We start from the raw sequence: 630 nt of genomic DNA, 5'->3' as shown, positions 1-630 counted from the left end.
TTTACCAAACAAACTTTAACTAAACTCTATCTCCTTTCTATAATTTTATTTTTCTTTTTAATTAGTAGGTTTTCTTAGTTAAATTCTCAAGATTGCTTTCAATCTTTTCTTGTATTTTTATAGAATCAGCTTGTATTTTATCTACTTCAATACTTCCAACAATATCAGCAATAAATTCACTTAAATCTATTTCACTAAAATCTAACTTTTGAAATTCTTCTGGAGTAAATCCTCTACAATCAGGACTTTTTGGAGAACCCCAACCTCTTTTAATTTGTGGGCGTCCTTGTTCATTAAATATTCTTGCTAATTTTGAATTAAAACAACAATGTGTTTTTTTATGCTGAATACAAGCTATGAATTTAATTTTTTTAGAGCAATATTCACCAACTTCTACACATCTATTTTGCTTATTGAGTTTTGCTAGCTTTTTTTCATCTTCTTTACAAGGTACAAGCCCTATAAATACTTTATCTTTATCACAGCAACCACCACCAGTTAAACCAAAAAATTTGTCTTTAGAGCGACATCTATTATCTTTTCCATTAAAGATAAAAATTTGTCCTCTATAAGAACCATCATCTTCCCAACCATTATTATTTTCATCATTAATACCAACTTGAGTATCTT

At 27.9% G+C, this 630-nt stretch carries 1 protein-coding gene; it reads right to left on the bottom strand.

Translation table 11 applies throughout. The features are described from left to right. Positions 1 to 61: 61 nt before the first annotated feature. Positions 62 to 630, bottom strand: a 569-nt coding sequence (traN, locus tag CAMP5082_RS08245) for a conjugal transfer protein TraN (protein ID WP_337206433.1), incomplete at its 5' end; no start/stop codon positions are given.

It is taken from the genome of Campylobacter sp. LMG 17559, from assembly GCF_024723605.1.
Lineage (GTDB): Bacteria > Campylobacterota > Campylobacteria > Campylobacterales > Campylobacteraceae > Campylobacter_D.
This window is presented reverse-complemented; position numbering and strand designations above follow the sequence as displayed.